The 21,626-nt window shown below is 66.7% G+C and carries 19 protein-coding genes; 13 read left to right on the forward strand and 6 right to left on the reverse strand.

What is annotated here, in order from left to right:
• Positions 1-3: 3 nt before the first annotated feature.
• Positions 4-636, reverse strand: a complete 633-nt coding sequence (gene yczE, locus AC5QAH_RS06455) for a membrane protein YczE (RefSeq protein ID WP_019337047.1) — start codon at positions 634-636, stop codon at positions 4-6.
• Between the two features lie 173 nt (positions 637-809).
• A complete protein-coding gene (locus AC5QAH_RS06460; protein WP_043401399.1) occupies positions 810-1,829 on the reverse strand; it encodes a zinc-binding alcohol dehydrogenase family protein in 1,020 nt (339 codons plus the stop codon).
• 357 nt (positions 1,830-2,186) lie between these two features.
• On the opposite strand from AC5QAH_RS06460, the gene AC5QAH_RS06465 reads away from it, so the two are divergent.
• The 4 genes from AC5QAH_RS06465 (at position 2,187) to AC5QAH_RS06480 (ending at position 5,256) form a co-directional block, all read left to right on the forward strand.
• Complete coding sequence (locus AC5QAH_RS06465; protein ID WP_010483958.1) at positions 2,187-3,278, forward strand: OmpA family protein; 1,092 nt, start codon at positions 2,187-2,189, stop codon at positions 3,276-3,278.
• Positions 3,279-3,498: 220 nt separating this feature from the next.
• A complete protein-coding gene (locus AC5QAH_RS06470; RefSeq protein WP_010483956.1) occupies positions 3,499-4,005 on the forward strand; it encodes a hypothetical protein in 507 nt (168 codons plus the stop codon).
• A 20-nt stretch (positions 4,006-4,025) separates the two neighbouring features.
• Entirely contained in the window at positions 4,026-4,835 is an 810-nt protein-coding gene (locus tag AC5QAH_RS06475; RefSeq protein ID WP_197656951.1) for a pseudouridine synthase, read from the forward strand.
• A gap of 85 nt (positions 4,836-4,920) precedes the next feature.
• Positions 4,921-5,256 (forward strand): hypothetical protein, encoded by a 336-nt coding sequence (locus AC5QAH_RS06480; protein WP_109814126.1) that lies wholly within the window; start codon positions 4,921-4,923, stop codon positions 5,254-5,256.
• Positions 5,257-5,374: 118 nt separating this feature from the next.
• Here the strand turns inward: AC5QAH_RS06480 and kbl are convergent, their stop codons facing one another.
• Positions 5,375-6,583 (reverse strand): glycine C-acetyltransferase, encoded by a 1,209-nt coding sequence (gene kbl, locus AC5QAH_RS06485; RefSeq protein ID WP_005408238.1) that lies wholly within the window; start codon positions 6,581-6,583, stop codon positions 5,375-5,377.
• A gap of 206 nt (positions 6,584-6,789) precedes the next feature.
• Here kbl and AC5QAH_RS06490 point away from each other — a divergent pair, with 206 nt between their 5' ends.
• Positions 6,790-7,485, forward strand: a complete 696-nt coding sequence (locus AC5QAH_RS06490) for a TorF family putative porin (RefSeq protein ID WP_010483951.1) — start codon at positions 6,790-6,792, stop codon at positions 7,483-7,485.
• 185 nt (positions 7,486-7,670) lie between these two features.
• Here the strand turns inward: AC5QAH_RS06490 and tdh are convergent, their stop codons facing one another.
• Entirely contained in the window at positions 7,671-8,693 is a 1,023-nt protein-coding gene (gene tdh, locus AC5QAH_RS06495) for an L-threonine 3-dehydrogenase (protein ID WP_010483949.1), read from the reverse strand.
• Positions 8,694-9,190: 497 nt separating this feature from the next.
• Here tdh and AC5QAH_RS06500 point away from each other — a divergent pair, with 497 nt between their 5' ends.
• From AC5QAH_RS06500 to AC5QAH_RS06530, 7 genes are all read left to right on the forward strand, one after another.
• Positions 9,191-11,353, forward strand: a complete 2,163-nt coding sequence (locus AC5QAH_RS06500; RefSeq protein WP_053442564.1) for a S46 family peptidase — start codon at positions 9,191-9,193, stop codon at positions 11,351-11,353.
• Positions 11,354-11,552: 199 nt separating this feature from the next.
• Positions 11,553-12,197 (forward strand): histidine phosphatase family protein, encoded by a 645-nt coding sequence (locus tag AC5QAH_RS06505; RefSeq protein ID WP_010483945.1) that lies wholly within the window; start codon positions 11,553-11,555, stop codon positions 12,195-12,197.
• Between the two features lie 41 nt (positions 12,198-12,238).
• On the forward strand, positions 12,239-13,510 hold the full coding sequence (folC, locus tag AC5QAH_RS06510; protein WP_049454882.1) for a bifunctional tetrahydrofolate synthase/dihydrofolate synthase: 1,272 nt from the start codon (positions 12,239-12,241) through the stop codon (positions 13,508-13,510).
• 81 nt (positions 13,511-13,591) lie between these two features.
• A complete protein-coding gene (locus AC5QAH_RS06515) occupies positions 13,592-14,620 on the forward strand; it encodes an SPOR domain-containing protein (protein WP_191850693.1) in 1,029 nt (342 codons plus the stop codon).
• A 46-nt stretch (positions 14,621-14,666) separates the two neighbouring features.
• The gene (locus tag AC5QAH_RS06520; protein ID WP_019336370.1) at positions 14,667-15,446 is read left to right on the forward strand and encodes a CvpA family protein; all 780 of its coding nucleotides are present in this window, start codon (positions 14,667-14,669) and stop codon (positions 15,444-15,446) included.
• Between the two features lie 30 nt (positions 15,447-15,476).
• Positions 15,477-16,943 (forward strand): amidophosphoribosyltransferase, encoded by a 1,467-nt coding sequence (gene purF, locus AC5QAH_RS06525; RefSeq protein WP_010483938.1) that lies wholly within the window; start codon positions 15,477-15,479, stop codon positions 16,941-16,943.
• A gap of 9 nt (positions 16,944-16,952) precedes the next feature.
• A complete protein-coding gene (locus AC5QAH_RS06530; protein WP_043401359.1) occupies positions 16,953-17,777 on the forward strand; it encodes a ferritin-like domain-containing protein in 825 nt (274 codons plus the stop codon).
• Positions 17,778-17,846: 69 nt separating this feature from the next.
• Here the strand turns inward: AC5QAH_RS06530 and AC5QAH_RS06535 are convergent, their stop codons facing one another.
• Entirely contained in the window at positions 17,847-19,304 is a 1,458-nt protein-coding gene (locus AC5QAH_RS06535; RefSeq protein ID WP_071306628.1) for a T6SS phospholipase effector Tle1-like catalytic domain-containing protein, read from the reverse strand.
• Positions 19,305-19,529: 225 nt separating this feature from the next.
• Here AC5QAH_RS06535 and AC5QAH_RS06540 point away from each other — a divergent pair, with 225 nt between their 5' ends.
• A complete protein-coding gene (locus AC5QAH_RS06540; protein WP_010483932.1) occupies positions 19,530-20,783 on the forward strand; it encodes a zinc-dependent metalloprotease in 1,254 nt (417 codons plus the stop codon).
• An 87-nt stretch (positions 20,784-20,870) separates the two neighbouring features.
• On the opposite strand, the gene lpxH is transcribed toward AC5QAH_RS06540, so the two are convergent.
• Complete coding sequence (lpxH, locus tag AC5QAH_RS06545; protein ID WP_049454889.1) at positions 20,871-21,617, reverse strand: UDP-2,3-diacylglucosamine diphosphatase; 747 nt, start codon at positions 21,615-21,617, stop codon at positions 20,871-20,873.
• Positions 21,618-21,626: the final 9 nt, after the last annotated feature.

Here is a 21,626-nt window from a genome sequence, read left to right on the forward strand (position 1 = left end):
CGGCTACCCGTGGCCGCGCTGTGCGCTCGCCGGGCGCGGTCCGGGCATCGGCCGGCCAATCCCGAACCAGCCCAGCGTCATTCCGCACAGCGGCCCGATCAGCAGGGCGAAGGCCAGCGTGCCGAGGCCGACATTGCCGCCCAGCCACCAGCCCAGCAGCAGCACGCTGCCCTCGATCAGGCTGCGCACTTTCCAGATCGGCCAGCCGGTACGGGCGTGCAGGCCGGTCATCAGGCCGTCGCGCGGGCCAGGGCCCAGCTTGGCGCCGATATACAGGCCGGTGGCCAGCGCGACCAGCAGCATGCCGGCGCAGAACATCGCCAGCTGCCAGCCCAGGCCGACCGCCGGCGGCAGCAGCCACAGCCCGAACTGCGCGGACGGGCCGATCAGCATCACGTTGAGCACGGTGCCAACGCCCGGCTTCTGCCGCAGCGGCCACCACAGCAGCAGCACCAGCGCACCGATCACATTGGTGGCCAGCCCGAACGAGAGCGGCGTCTGCGCGGCGATGCCCTGCGACAGCACGTCCCAGGGCGCCACGCCGATGGCGGCACGGATCATCAGCGATGCGCCGAAGCCGTACAGGAACAGGCCGGCGATCAGTTGCAGCATGCGCAGGGGCAGGGCGGTGGGCATGGCGGTCTCGGGGGAGGGGGATCTGTTCCCACCGTAATCCCGATCCAGTCACTTCAATAGATACAGATGCCGACCAATCCGCCGCTACAGGCGGAATCTGTAGAGCCGAGCCCATGCTCGGCTGCTTTGCCTGGCACCACCAGCCGAGCATGGGCTCGGCGCTACATGACGCGTCAGTCGCCCCAGCCTGCCAGCGCCAGCTTGCCCACCGTGCGTCCGCCGGCCAGGCGCTGATGCGCGATGTCCAGATTTGTCGCATTGATCGGGCCCAGCGTCTCGCTGAGGGTGCCGCGCAGCTGGCCGGCATCGATCATGCTGGCCGTGCGGCTGAGGATGCGGTGCTGCTCGATGCAGTCGGCAGTGGCAAAGCGCGAGCGCGCGAACATGAACTCCCAGTGGATGCCGATGCACTTGGCCTTGTAGGGATCGCCGATCCGCAGCGGCCCACGTGGCTCGACGATCAGGCCGACGTGTCCCTGCGGCGCCAGCAACAGGCCCAGTTCGTCCCAGTAGTGATCGGTGTCGGCCAGGTTGAGTGCGACCTGCACCGCGTCGATGCCCAGCGCCTGCAGCTGGGCCTGAAGCGGTTGCCGGTGGTCGATCACGTGCCGGGCACCCATCTGCCGGCACCAGTCGGCCGAGGCCTCGCGCGACGCCGTGGCGATCACCTCGAAACCCGCATGGCGGGCCAGCTGGATCGCCATCGAGCCGACCCCGCCCGCACCGCCGATCACCAGCAGGTGCTGGCCGGCGTGGCGGCGATCGTCCAGGCGCAGGGGCATGCGCTCGAACAGCAGCTCCCAGGCGGTGAGCGTGGTCAGCGGCAGCGCTGCGGCCTCAGCGAAATCCAGCGTGGTGGGTTTGCGCGCGACCAGGCGTTCGTCCACCCACTGGTACTGCGCATTGCAGCCGGGGCGGGTGACATCACCGGCGTAATAGACCTCGTCACCAGAGGCGAACAGGCTGGCCTCGTCGCCGATCGCCTCGACCACGCCGGCGGCGTCCCAACCCAGCACGCGGGGCGCCTGGAGCGTGGCCGGATCCGTGCTGGCACGCTGCTTGCCATCGACGGGGTTGACCGAAACCGCCTCGACCCGGACCAGCAGGTCACGCCCCCGGGGAGGCAGCGGCGGGGGCAGGTGGATATCGCACAGGGCAGGGGCGGATTCACGACTCAGGGCGACGGCTTTCATCACGGCTCCGGCTGGGTTCGTGGCTCCATCATAAGGTTCCTCACCTTTCCGCAAACACGCTGAACCGTGTGATGCAGTACGTTGCGCAATATGTCGTTTTCCCCGCCTAAACCCCGTCAAACCCTTGCAGCGTGAGGGTCTTGCGGATTTTCATCATCCTGTATAGGGTTTCAACGTCGGACCGGTGGACGGTCGGGCGCAACACTTCACATGTTACGGGACTGTTAACATGGCCTTCACCCGCCTGAGCATAATGTTCGCGGCGGTGGCGTGCTGAATCGGCTGTCGTACATCGACGCACTTGTGCTGGCCCATGCCTCTACCGGTTTCATACCCCCGAAATAGGAGCTGTACTCAATGAACAAGAAGATCCTTACTGCCGCGCTGCTGGGCGGCCTGGCTTTTGCCCAGGCAGCTTCGGCGCAGGAGTTCGATGACCGCTGGTACCTGACCGGTTCGGCCGGCTTCAACTTCCAGGACAGCGACCGTCTGACCAATGACGCTCCGTTCGTGACCCTGGGCCTGGGCAAGTTCATCAGCCCGAACTGGTCGCTGGACGGTGAGCTGAACTATCAGAACCCGAACTTCGATTCGAACAAGGACCTGAACTGGTCGCAGTACGGCGTCTCGCTGGACCTGCGTCGCCACTTCATCAAGGAAGGCCGCGGCTGGAACCCGTACATCGTCGGTGGCCTGGGCTACCAGAAGTCGGAAGAAGAGTACCCGGCGCTGAATGCCAATGGTCCGCGCCAGCGTAAGGACGGCAACGTTGCCGCCAAGCTGGGCGTCGGCCTGCAGACCACCTTCGAAAAGCGCGTTGCTGTCCGCGCCGAAGTGGCCTACCGCGCTGACTTCGACGACCAGAGCGTTGCCGCTCCGAAGGAAGACTGGTTCGGCGACGTGCTGGCTTCGGTCGGCGTCGTGATCCCGCTGGGCCCGGCTCCGGTCGCGGCTGCTCCGGCTCCGGCTCCGGTTGCCCCGAGCTGCGCCGACCTGGACGACGACGGTGACGGCGTCAACAACTGCGACGACAAGTGCCCGAACTCGCAGCCGGGTCAGACCATCGGTCCGGACGGTTGCCCGGTGCCGGTCTCCATCGACCTGAAGGGCGTCAACTTCGACTTCGACAAGTCGAACCTGCGTCCGGACGCCGTGGCGATCCTGAGCGAAGCCACCGAGATCCTGAAGCGTTACCCGGATCTGCGCGTTGAAGTTGCCGGTCACACCGACTCGAAGGGTACCGACGCTTACAACCAGAAGCTGTCGGAGCGTCGTGCTACCGCCGTGTACAACTACCTGACCAAGAACGGCGTTGACGCCGGTCGCCTGGTCGGCCCGATCGGCTACGGCGAGAGCCGTCCGATTGCTCCGAACACCAACCCGGATGGTTCGGACAACCCGGAAGGTCGCGCCAAGAACCGTCGTACCGAGCTGAACGTCCAGAACTAAGTTCTGACGCTCTGCCTGTAGGACACAGCAGGACCCGGCTTCGGCCGGGTCTTGTTGTTTCTGCGGCCCGGAATCCGGGTATCTACTGCTACGCAGGCAACCGTTCGTCGGGTTTTTGTTCGTAAAACCAATGAGTTGCCGTATTCATTGAAAGTGGCGCTTGAAAGCTGTCGCGGCATTGCTAAACTCGCCGCGTCACTTCCTTTCCTGGATGCCCTTCATGCTGCGCTCTGCATCGGCCGCCTTCCTGGCGCTGGCCCTGGTTCCCGCCGCCCACGCTGCGGTCGATTGCTCGGTCAACACCAGCGCCTCGCCGCTGCCGTTGCCGGCCACGACCATTGCGCCGGTGGCCGACGAGCTCTACATCCGTGGCAACCAGCTGGGCATGCCGGCCGGTGTGCTGAGCAGCAACTACGATCCGTCGCAGTCGCTGGACCAGGTGCTTCAGCGCCTGCGCATCGACGGCTGCCAGAACATCGCCAAGGCCATTCCGAGCGCACCGGCGGTGAAGCCGAACGATCCGGCGGCCTACAAGCCGCAGACCGAATTCGACAACACGCCCTGGCGCTTCGACATGAGCCAGAACGGCAAGCGCATGACCGCTGAAGAGTTCGATGCTTGGATGAAGGCGCGTGGCGTGCGTGTGGTCAAGGCACGTCCGGCTCCGGCCGCCACCCCGGCTCCAGCCGAAGCACCGGCTGAGACCAAGCCGGTCGACAAGAAGTAAGCGCCGCGGGGAGCAGAGGCTTGCGCACGCGCCGCCCACCTGCCGCCCCCGCCGCCCGCTCCCACGCACCGCGTGGGCGTGCGATTCCCGCTGCCACAGCCGCCGGTGTCCGTCATGGCCTGGCGCGCGTGCTGTCCAAGGCCGGCGTCTGCTCGCGCAGCGAGGCCGCGCGCTGGATCGCCGAGGGCCGCGTACGCGTGTCCGGCCGCATCGTGCGGGATCCCGAGTTCCCGATTGGCCAGCCGGCGCCGCCGATCGAGGTCGATGGCCAGCCGATGGGTGCGCCGCAGCGCCTGTACCTGATGCTCAACAAGCCGCGCGGGGTGGTGACTACCGCGCAGGACGAGCGTGGCCGCGACACCGTCTACCGCTGTTTCGATGGCGCCGGGCTGCCGTGGATCGCACCGGTCGGGCGGTTGGACAAGGCCAGCGAGGGGCTGTTGCTGTTCAGCAACGATCCGCAGTGGGCCGCGCGTCTGACCGATCCGGAAACCGGCCCGCAGAAGACCTACCACGTGCAGGTGGACCGCCTGCCCGACGAGGACACCCTGGCTGCGCTGCGCGCCGGTGTCGAGGACGAAGGCGAGTTCCTCCTCGCCCAGGCCGTGCGCGTGCTGCGCAGCGGCGACAAGACCGCGTGGCTGGAGGTGGTCCTCGACGAGGGCCGCAACCGCCACATCCGCCGCCTGTTGGCGGCCTTCGACCTGCAGGTACTGCGCCTGGTCCGGGTTGCGATCGGCGGGCTGCTGCTCGGCGATCTCGGCAAGGGGCAATGGCGGCTACTTGAGGTCAGTGACCAGCAGCGGCTGGGGGCCGCTGCACCGGGCTGATCATCGCCCGCGGCCGGCGGTTGCCGGCCACCGTTCCAGGCGTAGGGGGCGCTTGGTTGCTGAATTTCCCGAACGGAGCCTGCCTATGTACCACCCGACCCTCAACCAAACCCTGCGCTGCGCAGGCCTGCTGCTGCCGATGGTGCTGCTGACCGCCTGTGGTGGCCACAAGAAGGTGGTCAAGGCGGAAACGCCGGCTGAAACACCGGTGGTGGAAGTGAAGACCCCGGAGCTGGATGGCCGCGGCAGCTACCGCTTCCTGATGAGCAACGGCGACAAGAAGATGACCGCCGATGAGTTCGATGCCTGGATGAAGGCCAACGGCATCCGCGTTGCCAAGGGCAACGGCCAGGACGCTGCCGCCAAGCCGGTGGTGGTGGCCAGCAAGGACGAGCCGAAGGGCAAGAAGAAAAAGAAATGACGCGCGTCGCGCGTCATTTCGGTAGCGCCGGGCCGTGCCCGGCGAGCGCATAGCGCGGCTATCGGGAAACCGCCGGGCATGGCCCGGCGCTACCCGTGGGGATCCGACCCCGGGGCGATCAGCCCTTGATCACGCCCAGCTCTACACCGATGCGGGTGAACGCATCGATCGCGCGGTCCAGATGCTCACGGCTGTGCGCGGCGCTGATCTGGGTGCGGATGCGCGCCTGGCCCTTGGGCACCACCGGGAAGAAGAAACCGATCGCGTAGATGCCTTCTTCGAGCAGGCGCTCGGCGAACTTCTGCGCCAGCGGCGCGTCGTACAGCATCACCGGGCTGATCGGGTGCACGCCCGGCTTCACGTCGAAACCGGCGGCGACCATCTTTTCGCGGAAGTAGCGGGTGTTCTCCACCAGGGTGTCGCGCAGGTCGTCAGCGGCGGCCAGCATCTCGAACGCCTTGATGCCGGCAGCAACCACATGCGGCGGCAGCGAGTTGGAGAACAGGTAGGGCCGCGAACGCTGGCGCAGCAGCTCGATCACCTCGGCGCTGGCGCAGGTGAAGCCGCCCAGTGCGCCGCCCATGGCCTTGCCCAGGGTGCCGGTGATGATGTCGATCTTCTCCAGCACGCCCTTGACCTCGGCCGAACCGCGGCCGGTGGCACCGAGGAAGCCGGTGGCGTGGCACTCATCGATGTGCACCAGCGCGTTGTACTTCTTCGCCAGTGCGGTGATTTCGTCCAGCGGCGCGATGAAGCCGTCCATCGAGAACACGCCGTCGGTGGTGATCAGCTTGGTCTTGCAGCCGGCGGCATCGGCGGCCTGCAGCTGCGCTTCCAGGTCGGCCATGTCGCAGTTGGCGTAGCGGAAGCGCTTGGCCTTGCACAGGCGCACGCCGTCGATGATCGAAGCATGGTTCAGCGCATCGGAAATGATCGCGTCGTTCTCGCCGAGCAGCGGTTCGAACAGGCCGCCGTTGGCGTCGAAGCAGGCCGCATACAGGATGGTGTCCTGCTTGCCGAAGAAGTCGGCGATCTGCTTCTCCAGCTGCTTGTGCAGGTCCTGGGTACCGCAGATGAAGCGCACCGAGGCCATGCCGAAGCCGTGGGTATCCAGCGCATCCTTGGCGGCCTGGATCAGGTCCGGATGGTCGGCCAGGCCGAGGTAGTTGTTGGCACAGAAGTTCAGCACCTTGCGGCCGTCCTCGAGGGTGATCTCGGCCGACTGCGGGCTGGTGATGATCCGTTCGGACTTGAACAGGCCCTGGGCGCGGATGGCGTCCAGTTCCTCGGCGTAGTGGCGGGTCAGGGCGGAGGAAGCGTCGGTCATGGCGTGGGCACGGCTCTGAACGGGGAAACCGCTGATTCTACCGGGCATCGCCGCGTGCCGACCGGCCCGGCTGGGGCATCGCCACGGCCGGCACATGTTGCATCGCAATAGCAAACTGGTTAAAAATTCGTGAACCGGAGCTGTCCCGCTCCGGCCGCTACGCCTGCTCCCCGCCTTCCACGCCACCGCCCCCACCGGAGACGCTCATGAAGCACGCCCGTGCCTGCCTCGCCATTGCCGCTGCCCTGACCCTGGCCGCCCCGTTCGCCGCCAGCGCCCAGGAAAACGAATCGCCGTACAGCTGGAACGTCACCGCCGTTTCCGATTACCTGTTCCGTGGTGTGTCGCAGACCGACGAGGATCCGACCCTGCAGGCCGGTTTCACCTACACCAGCCCGGTTGGCCTGTATGCCGGCGTGTGGGGCTCGGGTGTGGACTTTGGTGCGGGTGACCCGAAGACCGAGGTCGATTACCTGATCGGCTACGGCGTGGATGTCACCGAGCGCGTGAACGTCGATGTGCTGTTGAACCGCTACACCTACCTGAAGTCCAGCCACCAGAACTACAACGAGCTGATCACCACCACCACGCTGGATGACACCTACAAGCTGACGGTGGCCTACACCAACGATGTCTGGAACAGCAGTACCGATGGCTGGTACTTCGGCCTGGGCGGCAGCTGGGGCCTGCCGAAGGACTTCACCCTGAATGCCAACGTCGGTCGCAGCACCTTCGAGGACGGCATCGCCAAGGACTACACCGACTGGAACGTCGGCGTCGCGCGCCAGTTCGGCCTGTTCAACGTCGGCCTGGGCTACTACGGCACCGACGGCAACGGCCGCGACAACTCCGGCAAGCTGGCCCACAGCCGGGTGATGCTGAGCGTGGCCGTCGGCAAGTAACGCCGCAGGCGTTACGGTAGGTGCCAGGCTTGCCTGGCACGCATTGCGAAAAAGGCGCCCATCGGGCGCCTTTTTCAGTTCCGCGGTGTTCTTGATCTCATCTGGGCAAGAGCCCCCTTGTTGTTCAAGGGGGCGCGCCAAAGGCGCGGGGATCAGGAGACATGCGGGGGAATTGACCCGAAGGGTCAATTCCAGCTCAACACGACCTTGCCGGCCTTGCCTTCTTCCATCAGGTCGAAGCCCTTCTGGAAATCGTCGATCGGCAGCTGGTGGGTCATCACCTTGCCGAGCGGGAAGCCGGACAGCACCAGCTGGGTCATCTTGTACCAGGTCTCGTACATCTTGCGGCCGTAGATGCCCTGCACGGTCAGGCCCTTGAAGATGATCTTGTCCCAGTCGCAGCCGGCGCCCTTGGGCATGATGCCGAGCATGGCGATCTTGCCGCCGTGGTACATGCAGTCGAGCATGTCGTTGAACGCACGCGGGTTGCCGCTCATTTCCAGGCCCACGTCGAAGCCCTCCATGTGCAGTTCCTTCATCACGTCCTTCAGCGACTGGTTGGCGACGTTGACCACGCGGGTGGCGCCCATGTCGGCGGCCAGCTTCAGGCGGAAGTCGTTGACGTCGGTCACCACCACGTTGCGCGCACCGATGTGCTTGCAGATGCCGGCGGCGATGATGCCGATCGGGCCGGCACCGGTGATCAGCACGTCCTCGCCGATCACGTTGAACTCCAGCGCACAGTGCGCGGCGTTGCCGTACGGGTCGAAGAACGCAGCCAGCTCCGACGGGATCTGGTCCGGGATCGGCCACAGGTTGCTGGCCGGCATCACCATGTATTCGGCGAAGGCACCGTTGACGTTGACGCCGATGCCGACGGTGTTCGGGCACAGGTGCGGGCGGCCGCCACGGCAGTTGCGGCAGTGGCCGCAGACGATGTGGCCTTCGGCCGAGACGCGCTGGCCGATTTCATAGCCGGTCACGGCCGAGCCGAGTGCGGCGACGCGACCGACGAATTCGTGGCCGATGGTCAGGCCCGGCTTGATGGTGCGCTGGCTCCACTCGTCCCACAGGTAGATGTGCAGGTCGGTGCCGCAGATCGCGGTCTTCTCCAGCTTGATCAGGACCTCGTTCGGGCCCGGGGTCGGAACCGGAACTTCTTCCAGCCAGATGCCCTTGGCCGCTTCGCGCTTGACCAGGGCCTTCATCGTTTGCTGCGCCATCGGGGTGGAACTCATCAGGGGGAAAGCGCGGATTATAGGGTGCCGCGCGGATTTCCCATGTTGCGCTGCGGGTGCAGTGGCGGAACGAAAGGCGTGCGCCGACGGGCGTTTCGAACGTGGCCGCTGCACTCGCCGGGCATGGCCCGGCGCTACCGTCCGAGGCCAGGCAATTGTCGGGAGACGGGAGGCCAGGCCGATGCAGGACCGTGAGCGCCATGGATGGCGCGATCGAGCCCCATGGGTGAGGGCGCTTTGCTCGCGAAGCACTGCTTCGCAAGCGCCAGAACGCACAGCCGCCAGCGGCTGGGCCGGGCCGCGGAGCGGGGTTTACGGCGTGTCCTGCATCGGCCTGGCCTCCCGCCTCCGTCCGATCGCAGTGGAGACGCTGAACGATGGAAGCATCCGATTGCATGACTTCCGGGGTTCGGGCCGGGGCAGGGCGGCGGGCTACAATCGAAGGTTCCACTCCCAGGGGCCGCTCCATGCGCTCGAACCTGCTTGCATTCTCCATCGTCGCCAGCCTCGGGCTGGCCCAGGTCGCCCATGCCGCTGAAGGCATGTGGGTGCCGCAGCAGCTGCCGGAAATCGCCGGCCCGCTGCAGAAGGCCGGCCTGAAGCTGTCCCCGGAACAGCTGGCCAACCTGACCGGCGACCCGATGGGTGCGGTCGTCGCCCTCGGCGGCTGCACCGCCAGCTTTGTCTCGCCGCAGGGCTTGGTGGTCACCAACCACCACTGCGCTTATGGCGCCATCCAGCTGAATTCGACCGCGCAGAAGAACCTGATCAAGGACGGCTTCAACGCGCCGACCCTGAAGGACGAACTGAGCGCCGGCCCGAACGCCCGCGTGTTCGTGCTCGACCAGATCACCGACGTCACCACCCAGGCCAAGGCCGCCATCGCTGCCGCCGGCAACGACCCGCTGGCCCGCAGCCGCGCGCTGGACGCCTTCGACAAGGCCCAGGTCGCCGCCTGTGAAGCCGATGCCGGCTTCCGCTGCCGCCTGTACAGCTTCTCCGGCGGCAACACCTACCGCCTGTTCCGCAACATGGAAATCAAGGACGTGCGCCTGGTCTACGCGCCCCCGGGCAGCGTCGGCAAGTTCGGCGGCGACGTCGACAACTGGATGTGGCCGCGCCACACCGGCGATTTCTCGTTCTACCGCGCCTACGTGGGCAAGGACGGCAAGCCGGCCGCCTTCGCCGCCGACAACGTGCCGTACCAGCCCAAGCACTTCCTGAAGTTCGCCGACCAGCCGCTGGGCGCCGACGACTTCGTGATGGTGGCCGGCTACCCGGGCCGCACCAACCGCTACGCACTGGCCGGTGAGTTCAACGAAACCGCCAGCTTCACCTACCCGACCATCGCCAAGCACTACAACGCGGTGCTGAAGATGATCGCCGACGCCGGCAAGGCCGACGCCGACGTCAAGGTGAAGTACGCCGCCACCGCCGCCAGCATGAACAACGTGGCCAAGAACTACCTGGGCCAGCTGGAAGGCTTCAAGCGCATCGACGCCGCTGGTCAGAAGCAGGCTGAAGAAGCCGCCGTGCTGGCGTGGCTGAAGAAGCAGGGCGCTGCCGGCAAGCCGGCGCTGGCCGCACACGCGCAGCTGCTCAAGCATCTGGATACCAGCAAGTCGACCCGCGAACGCGACCTGTTCGTCGGCCAGTTCAACAACACCTCGGCCGTTGGCGCAGCGATCACCCTGTACCGCCTGTCGATCGAGCGCAGCAAGCCGGATGCCGAGCGCGAAGCCGGTTACCAGGAACGCGACCTGACCACCATCGAAGGTGGCCTCAAGCAGATGGACCGCCGCTACGTGGCGAAGATGGACCAGCAGCTGCAGGCCTACTGGCTGGAGCAGTACGTGGCCCTGCCCGCTGCGCAGCGCGACAATGAAGTGCTGAACAAGTGGCTGGCCGGCAGCGATGCGGCTGCGGTGAAGTCGCTGGTGGCCAAGCTGGGCGGCACCGAGCTGGGCAGCCTGGACACCCGCCTGAAGTGGTTCAAGGCCGACCGTGCCGCGTTTGAAGCCAGCAGCGATCCGGCCATCCAGTACGCCGTGGCCGTCATGCCGGCACTGCTGAAGCAGGAAGAGCAGAAGAAGATCCGCGAAGGCGAATCGCTGACCGCGCGTCCGCTGTACCTGCAGGCCGTGGCCGACTACAAGAAGAGCCAGGGCGAGTTCGTCTACCCGGACGCCAACCTGTCGCTGCGCATCACCTTCGGCAACGTCATGGGCTATGGCAAGGACGGCGTGAAGTACACCCCGTTCACCACCCTGGAAGGCGTGGCGGCGAAGGAAACCGGCGAAGATCCGTTCGATTCGCCGAAGGCGCTGCTCGATGCGGTCAAGGCCAAGCGTTACGGCGGCCTGGAAGACAAGCGCATTGGTTCGGTGCCGGTGAACTTCCTGTCCAACCTGGACATCACCGGCGGCAACTCGGGCTCGCCGGTGCTGGACGCCAACGGCAAGCTGGTCGGTCTGGCATTCGATGGCAACTGGGAATCGGTCAGCTCCAACTGGGTGTTCGATCCGGTGATGACCCGCATGATCGCCGTCGACAGCCGCTACATGCAGTGGATCATGCAGGAAGTGGCGCCGGCGCCGCAGCTGCTGAAGGAACTGAACCTGGCGAAATAAACCGGTTGCGGTAGTGCCGGCCGCTGGCCGGCAACCTCGACCAGATAGCCGGAGTTCCAAAACCCCGCGACCCACGTCGCGGGGTTTTTTCATGCCCGGCCCGGCCCGGTGCGCCGAACAGGTATCATCCCTGTTCCGCGCACTTCACAGGATGTGAACGAAACGCGGAAACCTCCTCCCCCCAGGACCCCTTGCACGCATGCGCATCCTGCTTGCCCGCCACGGCGAAACGCCGTGGAACGCCGAAGGCCGCTACCAGGGCCAGATCGATATTCCGCTTTCGCCGATCGGCGAAGCCCAGGCCCAGGCGCTTGGCGCCCGCTTGGCCTCGGTGGACATCACCCGTGCCGTTGCCTCGCCGCTGTCGCGCGCGCAGCGCACCGCGCAGCTGGCGCTTGGCGCCGCCCGCGCCGACATGCTGCTGACCGAGCCGGAGCTGCAGGAAATCGCCCACGGCGAATGGGAAGGCCTGCTGGCCAGCGAAATCAACGAAAAGGATCCGTCGCGCCTGCAGGCCTGGCGCGAGGAACCGGATACCGTGCTGATGCCCGGCGGCGAATCGCTGCGCCTGGTGCTGGAACGCAGCTGGCGTGGCCTGGCCCGTGCCACCGAAGGCCTCGGCGAGCACGACACCCTGCTGGTGGTCGCGCATGACGCGGTCAACCGCGTGATTCTGTGCAAGGTGCTGGGCCTGCCGATCTCCCGCCTGTGGACCTTCCGCCAGGCACCGACCACGCTCAACCTGCTCGAGGGCGCCGACCTGGACAGCCTGGAAGTGGTGCGCCTGAACGACTGCGCCCACCACACGCCGTTCTTCGGCGAAGCCAAGCACCGCGCACTCTGACCCGCCACACCGAATCACCTGTACCTGCTGGAAGCACTGCCGTGACGAACACCCCGACCACCCTGGCCGATTGGCTGGATTACATTGAACGCCAGCACCCGGCGACCATCGACATGGGCCTGGAGCGCGTGCGCACCGTGGCCACGGCGATGGGTCTTGGCGCGCCGGCCGGGCGCACCATCGTGGTCGGTGGCACCAACGGCAAGGGCTCCACCGTGGCCTTCATCGAGGCCATCGGCCGTGCTGCTGGTTGGAAGGTCGGCGCCTACACGTCACCGCATCTGCTGCGCTACAACGAGCGTGTGCGCATCGACGGGCAGGATGTGGACGATGCAGCGCTGGTCGCTGCGTTCAACGCCATCGAGGCTGCGCGGGGCGAGACCACGCTGACCTATTTCGAGTACGGCACGCTGGCCGCGCTGCAGTTGTTCACCGACGCCGGGCTGGATCTGGCGGTACTGGAAGTGGGTCTGGGTGGCCGCCTTGATGCGGTCAACATCGTCGATGCCGACGTGGCGGTGATCACCACCGTGGACATCGACCATGCCGAGTGGCTGGGCGAGGACCGCGAAGCGATCGGCACAGAGAAGGCCGGCATCATCCGTGGCTGGAAGCCGGTGATTCTGGGCGAGACCGATCCGCCGTCCAGCGTGCTCGCACGTGCCTATCTGGTGGGTGCCAACGCGATCCGCGGCGGCAGCGATTATTTCTACGAACCGATCGATGCACAGCGCTGGCGCTGGCGTGATGTCGGCCTGCGCATGGAGCTGCCGACCCCGGCGCTGGCCGGCCCGATCCAGCTGGCCAATGCGGGTGCCGCCATCGCCGCCCTGCGCGCGCTGGACAAGCCGGTGCCGCGTGCGGCGTGGGCCGCCGGTATCGCGGCGGCGCGTATTTCCGGCCGCATGCAGGCATTCGAGCGGGATGGCGTGCAGATCCGTGTGGACGTGGGCCACAACCCACAGGCAGCGGGCCAGCTGGCGCGTGCGCTGAAGGCCGAGGTCTCGGCCGGGCGCACCCTGGCGGTGTACGCCGCGCTGCAGGACAAGGACGCGGTGGGCGTGGTGCAGGCGCTGCAGGATGTGGTGGGCGAGTGGACTCTGGCCGGGCTGGATGGCCCGCGTGGGCAGAGCGCCACCCAGCTGCAGGCGCGCCTGGCTGGCACGGCTGCGGCCAAGGCGCCGCTGGCCGACAGCGTCGAACAGGCACTGGCGCAGGTGCTGGCCCAGGCCGAGCGCGGCGACCGCGTGCTGGTGTTCGGCTCCTTCCATACCGCCGCGGCTGCCCTGCAGATGCTGCAGGGCGATGCCTGATCCGCGTTCAGCCAACGCCGACGCCGTCCGGTCCGGCACCCGTATAATCGACGGCAACCTCCGGACAGTTGCCTGCCTCACGTGGATACGCCTCTGAAACAGCGTCTGATTGGTGCCATCGTGCTGGTGGCGCTGGCCGTGATTTTCCTGCCGATGCTGGTCAAGGGACCGGCACCGGACAGCGGTGTGGCCAATGTGCCGATCGCCGCGCCGGATGCACCGGCCGATGGCCAGTTCGAAACCCGTGAGCTGCCCCTGGTCGCCCCGGCCGGTGGCGCCACCGGCCTGCAGACCGGACAGGCCAAGCCGCTGCAGGATGCCGCCACGCCGGCCACGCCGCCGACCGTGGACACGTCGCCGACGGTTGCCGCCGGCAACTATGCGGTCACCTTCGGTGCCTACGGCAGCAAGGCCGATGCCGATGCCGTGATCGCCTACCTGAAGCGCTCGCAGCTGCCGGGCTTCACTGAAACCGCCACCATCGGCGGCCGTCAGGCATGGCGTGTGCGGGTCGGGCCGTATGCCGACCGCGCCCAGGCCGAGGCGGCCCGCCTGCAGGCGGTGAAGATCCGCGCGGATGTGAAGGCCGAAGTGATCACTCTGGACGCGGCGGCCGGCAGCAGTGCCCCGGTCGCGGCCACTCCGGCATCGGCTACGCCGAGCGCCAGCACTCCGTCCGCAGCCACTGCGCCGTCGGCCAGCAGCAACCCGGTCCGCAGCGAAAGCCTGCCGCCGAGTACGCCGACCGCAGCGACCACCCCGGCCGCCAGGCCGGAACCGCCGAAGCCGGCGCCGAAGCCCGAGCCGAAGCCGGAGGCCACCGCCAGCAAGCCGGCGACGGCGCCGACCACGCCGGCGGCACCGGCTGCCAGCGGCGTCGGCTTTGCCGTGCAGCTGGGCGCGTTCGGTCAGGCCAACGATGCCAATGCCCTGCGCGACAAGGTCCGCGCCGCCGGTTTCAGCGCGTTCGTTGAACAGGTGCGCACGGACAAGGGCACCCTGCATCGCGTCCGCGTCGGGCCGGTGGCCAACCGCGCCGATGCCGAGCAGCTGAAGGCGCAGGTCGCCGCCAAGGTCGGCGTGGCCGGCATGGTGCGACCGCACCCATGACCCACGCGCAGCCCCGTTGCCAGCGCCGCCGAAGGAGCGGGGCGCCATGATCGACGTGGTGCTGCTGATCGTGATCGCCGCCTCCACCCTGCTGGGGATGCTGCGCGGCTTTGTGGGAATCGTCATCGGCACCCTGTCGTGGTTGCTGGCCGCGTGGGCGGCCTTCGCCTTCGGCAATGATGCCGCCCATTGGTGGGCCGCCCCGGCGGCCCCCGGTGGCGAACACTTCGTCGGTGGCTACCTGGGGGTCGGCATCGGCGTGATGATCGTGGTCGCGGTGATCGGCATGGTCATCAAGGCCCTGGTCCACCGCAGCATGCTGACCAGCCTGGACCGCCTGCTGGGTGGGGTGCTGGGCGCGGTGCGGGGCGGCCTGATCGCCGCGATCCTGCTGCTGCTGGGCAGTTTCACCCCGCTGACCGCCGAGCCTTCCTGGCAGCGTTCGGCGGTGCGCCCACTGCTGAACCCCACCGTTGCCTGGATGAACAGCAAGCTGCCGCACTGGGAGGTTCCCGGCGCCGATCTGCTGCCCAAGGGCTTGCCCACCGACGCCCTGTCCCCATCTGCATTGATGGAGTTGGGGAAGAACGCAGGCGCCGGGTTGGGAAAGCCGGGCGCGGCAGGCGATAATGGCATCCTCAACCAGGTAGTGGCAGGCAGCGGATGGCTGCGGCCTGCGAAAGCGGAACAGGGCGATTCCTACGATCCGGCCGAAGTGCGTCCGGACGCCCCAGCACTGCCGGACAGTATCGAGCCGGGCGATCCGGCCAATGTCGACCGCGCGCGCGGCGACCACCGCGGCCAGGTACGGCCACCTTCCTTGTAATTGGGCAAAGCCCAGCGGAGACCTCGCACCATGTGTGGCATCGTCGGAATCGTCGGCAACCAGAACGTCGCCGGGCAGTTGTATGACGGCTTGACCGTCCTCCAGCATCGCGGCCAGGACGCAGCAGGCATCGCCACCGTCAATGGCAGCCGCCTGCGGGTGCAGAAGGCCACCGGCCTGGTTCGCGATGTGTTCGATGCCCGCACCATGTCCACCCTGGAAGGCAGCGTCGGCATCGCTCATGTGCGCTACCCGACCGCCGGTTCGGAAGGCATGGACGAGGCACAGCCGTTCTACGTCAACTCGCCGTACGGCATCGCGCTGGCCCACAACGGCAACCTGATCAACACCGAGGCGCTGCGCCAGCAGGTGTTCGAACAGGACCGGCGCAACGTCAACACCGATTCGGACAGCGAAGTGCTGTTGAACGTGTTCGCCTACGAACTGGAGCAGCAGCGCCAGCTCAGCCCGGAAGCGGCCATCCGTGCCGTGGCTGGCGTGCACCGCCGCTGCAAAGGGGGCTATGCGGTGGTCAGCGTGGTGCTGGGCCTGGGCCTGGTCGCCTTCCGTGACCCGCATGGTATCCGCCCGCTGGTGCTGGGCAAGCGCAGCCACGCCGAGGGTGATGAGTACATCGTGGCGTCCGAATCGGCCGCGCTGGACGTGCTGGGCTTCCAGCGCGTGCGTGACGTGCAGCCGGGTGAAGCGCTGGTGATCACCGCGCGTGGCGAGCTGTTCTCGGAGATCTGCGCCGAGCCGGCCGAGCACACCCCGTGCATCTTCGAGTACGTGTACTTCGCACGCCCGGATTCGATGATCGACAACGTGTCGGTGCACAAGGCGCGCATGCGCATGGGCATCAAGCTGGGCGAGAAGATCCTGCGCCTGCGCCCGGACCACGACATCGACACCATCATCCCGATCCCGGACACCTCGCGCGACGCCGCGCTGGAGATCTCCAACGTACTCGGGGTGAAGTACCGCGAAGGCTTCATCAAGAACCGCTACATCGGCCGCACCTTCATCATGCCGGGGCAGGGCGAGCGCGTGAAGTCGGTGCGCCGCAAGCTCAATCCGATCCACCTGGAATTCCGCAACCGCGTAGTGCTGCTGGTGGACGACTCGATCGTGCGTGGCACCACCAGCCAGCAGATCGTGCAGATGGCCCGTGATGCAGGCGCACGCAAGGTCTACCTGGCCAGTGCTGCGCCGCCGGTGCGCTACCCGAACATCTACGGCATCGACATGCCGGCCGCCGAAGAGCTGGTCGCGCACAACCGCAGCGTGGAAGAGATCGAAGCGCACCTGGGCTGCGACTGGCTGATCTACCAGGATCTGGAAGACATGGAAGCGGCGGTAAGCGAGGGTAATCCGGCGCTGCGCAACTTCGATTCGTCCTGCTTCAACGGCCACTACCCGACCGGTATCGAGCCGGGCTACTTCGAGCGCATCCAGCAGCTGCGTTCGGACGATGCCAAGCACAAGCGCCGCGCCTGAGGTCCAGGCGTGGTTGACGTGCCCGACGTTGGTGGTGACCTGCTGCGTGCGGCGCAGCAGTGCCTGGCCGAAGCCGACCCGCTGCGCAAGGTCGCGCTGACTCAGGCGTACGCCGCCGCGTTCCGTGCCGGTCGCCTGAGAGTGGCCGCCGATGCGCCGCCGCCGGAACCGATCCGCATGCCTGGCCGGCCCGCGCAACTGGTGCTGGTGCATCCGCGCGAGGTACCGCGGCGCGGACTGGGCGGCGTGGAAGGGCGGGCCGCCTTCATCCACGCCATCGCCCATATCGAACTCAACGCGATCGACCTGGCCTGGGATGCGGTGTACCGCTTCCGCGGCCTGCCGCCGGCGTTCCATGCCGACTGGGTCAGCTGTGCCGACGACGAATCGCGGCACTTCATGTTGCTGCGCGAACGCCTGCAGGTGCATGGCCACGACTATGCCGATTTCCCCGCGCACAACGGCCTGTGGGAAATGTGCGAAAAGACCGCGCATGACGGCTTGGCACGCATGGCGCTGGTGCCGCGCGTGCTGGAAGCGCGCGGCCTGGACGTCACCCCGGGCATGATCGAGAAGCTGCGCAACGTCGGTGATGGCGAAACCGCCGACGTGCTGGAAGTGATCCTGCGCGAGGAAGTGGCGCATGTTGCCGCCGGTTCGCGCTGGTACCGCTGGTACTGCGACCGCGCCGGTGTCGAGCCGCGCGCACGCTTCAAGGAACTGCTGGTGGAGTACGCCGGCGGCTACCTGCACGGGCCGTTCAACATCGAAGCGCGCCTGCTGGCTGGTTTTGATGCGGATGAGCTCGCCAACCTGGTCGAGCAGGCGGGTTGAGAAAAAGGGGACGGAGGGGATCAAGTCGTGAATGCCACAAACGACTTGATCCCCTCCGTCCCCTTTTTCTTATGCATTCGGCAACACCACGCGCTTGCCGTCCACGGTCGGCCGGTTGATGTAGAACAGGCCTGGGCCCGGCCGGTACGGTAGTTCGCTGACGCCGGCATCGGCGGCGTAGGTCAGTGCGGTGTCGCCCAGGGCGTCGAAATTCCAGTGTGCCGACTGCATCAGGTAACGCCGCCGCAGCAGCGCCTCCTGTGTCTGCGTCAGCGGCTGTCCGGCCACCAGGCGGCGTGCGATCGGCTGCAGGGCCGACGGCAGCTCCCAGCCGGGAACTCCGGCCGCATTGGCGGTCCATTGCACGCCGGCATCGATGGCCTGCTGCTGCATCACCTGCAGTGCGATCAGTTGATAACGCCAGTCGATGCGCCGACGCAGCACCACCGCAGCAGTCACATACAGCACCGGTGACAGCAGCACGCTGCGGCTGCCGGCGCGACGCTGCTGCTGCCACTGGTGCCAGACATCCACCCAGATCTCTTTTTCCCCAACGCCCAGCTGCTGCCGCCAGCGTTCGGCATCGGCCTGTGTTTCAGCGTAGGCCGTGGTGGCCTGCAGCAACGCCAATGGTGGGACCTGGTAGTCGGCAACCGCTGGGCGGCGCAACTGTTGCCGGCGCGGTCGGCTGAGCAGCTTGGGGCCTTCCTCCAGCTGGTTGTAGCCACCACCGATGTTGGCATGCACACCGGGCAGGGCGATCTCGGTGAACGGCGGCGCCACGCTGGTCAGCGGATAGTGCTGGCGGTGTTCATCGCGTGCAGTGAGCTGCACGACGCGACCGGCGATGCCGCTGTGCAGGGCCAGCTGCGGCTGCTCATCGGCGCGGCCGCCATTGACTGCGACCACGGTGTCGAACAGTCCGATGAAGCGCAGCACCGGTGTGGCGGGGGCGAAGTTCGCAGTGCAGGACAGGCCGGCGCCCTGCAGCAGCTGGCGCCAGCGCGCGCTGTCCCAGCCCTGCAGCTGGTTGGCGATGTCACGTGCCGCGGCAGCGCCGCGCGAATAGCCGAACAGATCCAGCTGCACGCCACGCAACGGTCGCTGCCAGCGCGCGGACAGCTCGGCCAGTGCCGCCGGCAGCAGCACCTGCAGCGTGCGCTGCACTTTTGCACGAACGCCACTGGCACCGATGCCGAAGGCCAGTCCGATCAGATCATCATCGGCATCATCGCGGGTGCCCACGCCCTCCACATAGATCGACAACGAAGGTGCGCCCATCGCATTGCGGCGGCTGTCCGGATACAGCTGCTGCAGGCGCGCGATGTTGGTCAGGCCGTTGTCGTAGCTGCTGGTCAGCCGGCTCTGGTAGGTCGAATCATCATCCGCGCGCAGCTGCGCCGGACGTGGCTGCGGAACCTGTGGGCGACCGCGTGCCAGGTTGTGCGCGTTGTTGCGGGTGCCATCGAAGAACAGGCCAATCCGCAGCATGCCGACATCTTCATCCGTGTCCTGCGATGGTGCCATGTGCATGTCCCGTCGTGACTGCGTCACGGTAGCGCGAAAGCGGTGTATTGGCGAAGTGTAGTGACGCTTTTGACCTTACTTAACGCAGATGCGGTCGATCACAGTTCCTGATTTTCATTCCCATCTTCTATTGAATTCACACGACCCGCGCAGGCCATATGGCCAGACCCGGCAAACCCGGGCGTGCTGCATCAACGCTGTTCACATCATTCAAGGAGCGACGCAATGTTGTCCAGATCGATTGGCAAAGCGGCAGGTGGCCTGGTGTTGGGTTTGTCGGTGGCAGCGGCCGCGCATGCGGCACCGTTGTTCGAGCCGGTGACGGTCATCAGCCGGGCATCGGCAAACAGTGAGCCCGCGCTGGGCAAGCTGCTGGCCACCCCGTCCACCGCGACGGTACAGGAAGTGCGTGTCGACGCTGCTGCCACCGCGCAGCCGCAACTGGAGTTCGAACTGCTTGGCCAGCGCGTGCAGGCGGTGCGCAGCAAGGTGGAAGCCCTGCCCGATGGCGGCAGCATCTGGTACGGCCAGTTGCGTTCGCCGTCCGATCGGCTGACTGCCGCCACTTCGAACGGTCAGGATGATCCTGGCAATTCAGTGATCCTGGTGCGTTCGGGCAACACCCTCACCGGCTCGATCCGCAAGGACGGCAAGCTTTACCGGCTGCGTCCGCTGGGCAACCGCCATGTACTGGTGGAAGTGGATGAATCGCGGATGCCGGCCGATCATCCGGCCGACTACAACCAGCTGCCGAAAATCCCGATGGGCAACAATGACCGCATCGGCATCGCGCAGGCCTCGTCCGGCACCCCGGCCACCATCCGCGTGCTGGTGGTGGCGACCAATGCAGCGGTAACGGCCTATGGCGGCAACATGCAGTCGCTGGTGCAGCTGGCGGTGGCCGAATCCAACCAGGGTTACGTCAACAGCAACGTTGGCATCACCCTGCAGCTGGCCGGCTATGAAACCACCAACTACACCGAGTCCGGCAACTTCACCACCGACCTGACCCGCTTCCGCAACACCAGCGACGGCTACATGGACAGCATTCACACCAGCCGCAACAACACCGCGGCCGATGTCGGCGTCCTGCTGATCAACAACACGAGCTACTGCGGGTTGGCCTCGGGCATCGGCTCGACGGCATCGACGGCCTTCGCGGCGGTGTACTGGGATTGCGCGACCGGCTACTACTCCTTCGCGCATGAGATCGGCCATCTGCAGAGTGCGCGGCACGATATCGCCAGTGATCCCAGCACGTCGCCCTATGCCTATGGGCACGGCTATCGCTACGAGCCGTCCTCCGGTTCGCGCTGGCGCACGATCATGGCCTATGACTGCTCGGCCGGTTGCCCGCGCCTGAACTACTGGTCCAACCCGAACATCAGCTACAACGGCATCCCGATGGGCAATGCCAGTACCGCCGACAACCAGCGCGTGCTGGTCAATACCAAGGCCACCATCGCGGCCTTCCGCTGAAGCCAGTCGCCGACCGGGGTCGGCGTCTACCCGGGTGGGTGCACCTGCCCTGGTAGATGCCAACCTTGGTTGGCACCCTGCGATCCATCATTCGCGCGCGAGCGTATCCAGCGACCAGCCGCCGGCATCCACGCGCAGTACCGATCCCTGTTCGTACCAGTCACCCAGCACGATGCGGTTGCAGGTGCGCCCACCGGCCTGCAGCGTGTGCACCGCCGGGCGATGGGTGTGGCCGTGGATCATGGTGTCCACGCCATGGCGCACGAAGGTGGCATCGACTTCGGCCGGAGCCACATCGGTCACGGTCTCGAACTGCGCACGATCGCCCTGCTTCATTTCCGACTGGCGGGCCTGGCTGGCGTCGCGTGCCTTCTGCGCGAAGGCGACGCGTGCGGCCAGCGGCTGTGACAGGAACTGCGCCTGGAATGCCGGGTCGCGCGTCTGTGCACGGAACTGCTGGTAGGGGATGTCGTCCGTGCACAGCAGGTCACCGTGCTGCAGCAGCACCGGGCGACCGTACAGCTCGATCACGCACGGGTCGGGCAGGATGCGCAGGCCGGCACGGCGCGCATAGTCTTCGCCGAGCAGGAAGTCGCGGTTGCCGCGGATGAAGTACACCGGCACGCCGCTGTCGGAGAGCACCTTCAGCGCGTCGGCCACTGCATCGGCGGCAGGCGAGGGCGTGTCGTCGCCGATCCAGGCTTCGAACAGGTCGCCGAGGATGTACAGCGCATCGGCGCCGGGCGCCTGTTCGCGCAGGAAGCGCAGGAACAGGTCGGTGATCTCTGGACGGCTGGGGTCCAGGTGCAGGTCGGAAATGAACAGCGTGGTCATGCCTGCATT

The sequence above is a fragment of the Stenotrophomonas sp. YJH_SMC_43 genome (assembly GCF_059372535.1).

Bases quoted from the DNA above. Each gene is read 5' to 3' on its own strand.
- yczE (WP_019337047.1), bottom strand. From the start codon at position 636: ATGCCCACCGCCCTGCCCCTGCGCATGCTGCAACTGATCGCCGGCCTG.
- AC5QAH_RS06460 (WP_043401399.1), bottom strand. From the start codon at position 1,829: ATGAAAGCCGTCGCCCTGAGTCGTGAATCCGCCCCTGCCCTGTGCGAT.
- AC5QAH_RS06465 (WP_010483958.1), top strand. From the start codon at position 2,187: ATGAACAAGAAGATCCTTACTGCCGCGCTGCTGGGCGGCCTGGCTTTT.
- AC5QAH_RS06470 (WP_010483956.1), top strand. From the start codon at position 3,499: ATGCTGCGCTCTGCATCGGCCGCCTTCCTGGCGCTGGCCCTGGTTCCC.
- AC5QAH_RS06480 (WP_109814126.1), top strand. From the start codon at position 4,921: ATGTACCACCCGACCCTCAACCAAACCCTGCGCTGCGCAGGCCTGCTG.
- kbl (WP_005408238.1), bottom strand. From the start codon at position 6,583: ATGACCGACGCTTCCTCCGCCCTGACCCGCCACTACGCCGAGGAACTG.
- AC5QAH_RS06490 (WP_010483951.1), top strand. From the start codon at position 6,790: ATGAAGCACGCCCGTGCCTGCCTCGCCATTGCCGCTGCCCTGACCCTG.
- tdh (WP_010483949.1), bottom strand. From the start codon at position 8,693: ATGAAGGCCCTGGTCAAGCGCGAAGCGGCCAAGGGCATCTGGCTGGAA.
- AC5QAH_RS06500 (WP_053442564.1), top strand. From the start codon at position 9,191: ATGCGCTCGAACCTGCTTGCATTCTCCATCGTCGCCAGCCTCGGGCTG.
- AC5QAH_RS06505 (WP_010483945.1), top strand. From the start codon at position 11,553: ATGCGCATCCTGCTTGCCCGCCACGGCGAAACGCCGTGGAACGCCGAA.
- AC5QAH_RS06520 (WP_019336370.1), top strand. From the start codon at position 14,667: ATGATCGACGTGGTGCTGCTGATCGTGATCGCCGCCTCCACCCTGCTG.
- purF (WP_010483938.1), top strand. From the start codon at position 15,477: ATGTGTGGCATCGTCGGAATCGTCGGCAACCAGAACGTCGCCGGGCAG.
- AC5QAH_RS06535 (WP_071306628.1), bottom strand. From the start codon at position 19,304: ATGGCACCATCGCAGGACACGGATGAAGATGTCGGCATGCTGCGGATT.
- AC5QAH_RS06540 (WP_010483932.1), top strand. From the start codon at position 19,530: ATGTTGTCCAGATCGATTGGCAAAGCGGCAGGTGGCCTGGTGTTGGGT.
- lpxH (WP_049454889.1), bottom strand. From the start codon at position 21,617: ATGACCACGCTGTTCATTTCCGACCTGCACCTGGACCCCAGCCGTCCA.